The organism is Actinomyces sp. MRS3W, assembly GCF_032465695.1.
Lineage (GTDB): Bacteria > Actinomycetota > Actinomycetes > Actinomycetales > Actinomycetaceae > Actinomyces.
This window is the reverse complement of the sequence record NZ_JAWDJJ010000178.1, coordinates 1-4,275: the sequence shown is the minus strand read 5'-3', so window position 1 is coordinate 4,275 and position 4,275 is coordinate 1. Positions and strand designations below refer to the sequence as shown.

Genomic DNA, 4,275 nt, shown 5'->3' with positions numbered 1-4,275 from the left:
CCACCCGCCCGCCCTCTTCACCGAAACCGGCACTTGTAACGTGCCGAAACCGGCACAAGTGACGTGCCGAGACCGGCACTTGTGACGTGCCGAGACCGGCACAAATAACATGCCGAAACCGGCACTTGTAACGTGCCGAGACCGGTCGATATGGCAGTCGGGTGCTGCCTTGGCATCGCTCGTGTTGTCACGGCCCGCGTCGTTGGGCAGGGTGGGCGTTGTGTCCTTGTCAGAGGCGGCCAGCCAGTCCTGAGCGCTCCGGGGCCACCGGCAAGACAACCGGCGGCCGGGCGACGGACGGTGCAGACCGGGGTCTTTCGCCAGGGGTGTCGTCGGCGACTCCAGTTGGACCGTCATCGCGCGGTTGGACCACTTAAGCGCGGATGGACCGCCATTGCGCGGTTGGACCGCCCCAGACATGGTCTCAGACGGTCCAACCGGGGACAGACGGTCCAACCGGGGACAGACGGTCCAACCGGGGACAGACGGTCCAACCGGGGGCAGACGGTCCAAGTGGGGGGTTTGGGGGTTGCTTGTGATCCATGCCGACGGTCGCCGCCGGTCCGAAGCCCTGGCTACGCCGCCTGACCCACATCCTCTGGGGCGAGGCCACATCCGGTCAGAGGGTGTCGCATGACCAGGTGGCTTATTCTCAGCGCCGGAAGAGAGCACAGATAACCGATGTTTTTTCGCATGATTGCGCGGATACGGCATCCTAACCGCACACAGGGTCCGCCCCTATGAATAGCCCTCCAGGTCTATGCCCCCAAGAAACCTGAGCAGCTCGCCAAGACTTAGCCGGCCCTTAGCAACTTCGCTCGGTTTCGGCACGTTACAAGTGCCGGTTTCGGCATGTTATTAGTGCCGGTTTCGGTGAAGGGGGTGGGGTAAACGGACAAGCGCGGGGTGGTCGCTGCCTAGCGCCGGTCGTATAGGCCATACGCCACTGCCGAACACCTCGCGCGTTGTGGCCCACCACGTCAAGTCCGGGATGCCTCGCCGTTGAGACTTAGCCAGCTAAACGTCCTCGACGTCGGCGTAGGACAGGGGGTCCTCGATGGGCTCCAGGTGGGCCGATACGCGCAGGCTCGGGTCGGCGGCGACGAGCTCGTCAATGAGACCCTCGGTGTAGTCATGGCCCTGCTTGACCGTCCACGCGCCCGGCACCAGCACGTGCATGTGGGCGAAGCGGCGGCTGCCCGCCTCCCGCACTCGCACTGCGTGGAAATCGACGACTCCCTGGCGGCGGTGCTCATCCAGAACGCGGTTGATGAGTGCCAGTGCCTCCTCATTCGGGGCCACGTCCATGAGCCCGGCCACAGATTCTCGCACCAGCTGGAATCCGGTCCACATAATGTTGAGTCCCGCGCCCAGGGCGACGACGGCGTCGAGCACCGGCGAGTGGAACACGGCAACCAGTCCCACCCCGAGCAGCACGGCCGCGGAGGTGATGACGTCAGTCAGCAGGTGCTTAGCGTCGGCGACGAGCGTCGCCGAGTGCTCCTCCCGGCCCTTGCGCAGCAGTACCCAGGCCACCACGCCGTTGATGAGCGAGGCGCCCACCGAAATCACCAGTCCTAGGCTCAGCCGTTCCGGCATGACCGGGGTGATGATGCGCTCGATGGCGGAGAAGATGATGAAGGCGGCGGCCACGAAGATCATGACGCCTTCGCAGACGGAGGAGAAGTACTCCGCTTTGGAGTGGCCGAACTGATGGTCGGCGTCGGCGGGGCGGGCGGCGATCTTGAGCACGATGACCGCGACGATGGCGGCCACAAGGTTGACCAGCGACTCGACGGCGTCAGACAGCAGCCCGACCGAGCCGGTCAGCCACCAGGCCAGCGCTTTGAGGGCGATGGTGGCTAGGGCCGCACCGACGGACAGCCAGGCGTAGCTGGACAGGTCCTTGGGCGGGGCGTAGCGCGAAGAGGACACCCCCCGAGTATGACTGCGGTGACCCAACGGGCGAAAGCGGCGTCACCACCGCGGGGCGGCCCGGGGACGGGTGCGGTTACTTGACCGGGCGGACCTCGGCGTCGTCGACGGTGACAGCCGGGGCGCTCGCGGGGGCCTGCCCGGAGGTGGACGCGCCGAACAGGCGCTCCTTGACGGCGTCGGCGACCTTGTCGGTCACGGCCTTGCCCTGCTCACGCACGAAGCTCGAGGCGCGGGTGGAAGCGGCGCTGACCTTGTCGCGGACGAAGGGCTGATCGGCAATCTTGGCCACCGACGCCTTGATGCGTTCGTACTGGGCACGGCCCGCCCGCGTCCCGAGGACGTAACCGGCGCCGAGTCCGATGATAAAGGGGAGCTTGCCCGCCATGAGTTCCTCCTGAAAGATCGGGTGCCGCCTATGCGACCCCTGTTGGCAACCCTACCGGCTCCGTCTCCGTCCTCCGCCGGACTACGCGCGAGGACGAATAGCTGAGGTAACTCTATCTTTGCTATACAGGCGGATTGATTGGTTTTACCGTTTAAGGATGAACGTGTTGCAGACTCCGCGTTCCTCCTCCACCCCGGACCTCCCGGTCGGCCCGGAAGACTCGGGCGCGTCAGCGGGCCGGGTCCAGCCGGAGGCGGCCTGCCCGACGGCGCTGTGGCTCACCGCTCGCCCGCGCCGGTACCAGCCGCCGCCCGTGGCTCCCTCCGAGACGGCCTCATCCCTGGCGTCCCGACTCAACTGGCTGCGGGCCGGGGTGCTCGGCGCCAACGACGGCATTGTCTCCGTGGCCGGCCTGGTCATCGGCGTCGCCGCCGCGACCCCGACCGACATCGGCGCCATCATGGCTGCGGGCGTTGCGGGGGTTCTTGCCGGGGCCGTATCGATGGCGGCCGGCGAGTACGTCTCGGTGTCCACCCAGTCGGACACCGAACGCGCCTACGTGACCCGCCAGCGCACCCAGCTCGCCGCCGACCCGACCGCCGGCGTCGACTCCCTGGCCGCTCACTACCGTGCCAAGGGCCTGTCGGAGGACACCGCGCGACGGGTCGCCCGCGAGCTGACGGTTCACGACGCCGTCGGCGCCCACCTGGAGGCGGAGCTAGGCCTGCGCGAGGACGACTACACCAATCCCTGGCACGCTGCCCTCTCCAGCGCCGTCGCCTTCATCGTCGGCTCCATGCTGCCGCTGCTGGCCATCCTGCTGCTGCCCGTGAGCGTCAAGATCCCGCTCACCTTCGGCGCCGTGCTGCTCGGGCTGGCACTGACCGGAGTGGTCTCCGCCCGGCTGGGTGGCGCCCCCGCACGCCCGGCGGTGGCGCGCAACGTCTGCGGCGGGGCGCTGGCGATGATTGTCACCTGGGGGATTGGCCACCTCATCGGCGTCGCCGTGTAATCGCGTGCGGGGACCGCGGGCGTTGGGGCACGGCAGTCTCCGCCTCGTCATATCGACCGGTCTCGGTACGTCATTAGTGCCGGTCTCGGTACGTTACAAGTGCCGGTTTGGGCATGTTATTAGTGCCGGTTTCGGTGACGCTACGCTGCGGGCCAGGGTCCGGGCAGCTGCGCGGCGAGCGTCTCCGATGGCAGGGCGCGCGCCAACTCGAAACCGTCCGCGCCGACGGCGACCGGCACCCCTGACTCCGCTAGGGCACGTACTTCCGGCGCCAGCCCCGTCGGGTGCGCGAGTTGGGCGCCCGCAAGCACCTGCTCGGTCGGGGTGAGTCGGCGGATCGCCACCGCCGCCACCCGGTCGGAGTGCTCCCGTGCCGCCTCGCCGTAAATCAACGGGTCATGCTGGCCGTCGTCGCCGATGAGCAGCCACTTGACTTCCGGCAGGTCGATCATGAGCCGACGCAGCCCCGTGCGCTTGTGCTCGATACCGCTGCGGAACAGGCCGGTGTTGGTCGGCCCCCAGTCCGTCATGAGCATGGGCCCCTCCGGGAAGCCATTGCGTTCGAAGAAAGCGCGGTAAGTCGGTACCACGTTCCACGCCCCGGTGGACAGGTAGATGATCGGCGCCCCCGGATGCTCCTGCCGCACCCGCGTGAGCAGCTGCGCCATTCCGGGCACGGGCTCGCGCGAGGAGGTGTACTTGACCAGTTGGTTCCAGGCGGCCACGAACATGCGCGGCACGTGCGAGACCATGACGGTGTCGTCGATATCGCAGACGACGCCGAGCCTCGGTCCGGGAGCGACGACGAGCACCCGGGTGGTCACGGTTCCGGCGCCCGCCGCCTCCAGGGTGGCCTCATGCCAGCCGGGAGGCAGGCCGTGCCCGCGTACGACGACGTCGACGTACCCCTCCCGGTCGGCCCGGGTACGCACGCTCACCC

4 protein-coding genes are annotated in these 4,275 nt (G+C 68.0%); 1 reads left to right on the top strand and 3 read right to left on the bottom strand.

Annotated elements, in window-relative coordinates; genetic code table 11:
• Window positions 1-1,017: 1,017 nt before the first annotated feature.
• Window positions 1,018-1,935, bottom strand: coding sequence for a cation diffusion facilitator family transporter (locus tag RWX45_RS06540; RefSeq protein ID WP_316022939.1), 918 nt, complete (start codon window positions 1,933-1,935; stop codon window positions 1,018-1,020).
• Between the two features lie 76 nt (window positions 1,936-2,011).
• Entirely contained in the window at window positions 2,012-2,323 is a 312-nt protein-coding gene (locus RWX45_RS06535) for a YtxH domain-containing protein (RefSeq protein WP_316022938.1), read from the bottom strand.
• A 157-nt stretch (window positions 2,324-2,480) separates the two neighbouring features.
• Here RWX45_RS06535 and RWX45_RS06530 point away from each other — a divergent pair, with 157 nt between their 5' ends.
• Window positions 2,481-3,335 (top strand): VIT family protein, encoded by an 855-nt coding sequence (locus RWX45_RS06530; RefSeq protein WP_316022937.1) that lies wholly within the window; start codon window positions 2,481-2,483, stop codon window positions 3,333-3,335.
• Between the two features lie 140 nt (window positions 3,336-3,475).
• Here the strand turns inward: RWX45_RS06530 and RWX45_RS06525 are convergent.
• On the bottom strand, window positions 3,476-4,275 hold an 800-nt coding region (locus RWX45_RS06525; protein ID WP_316022936.1), incomplete at its 5' end, for an App1 family protein.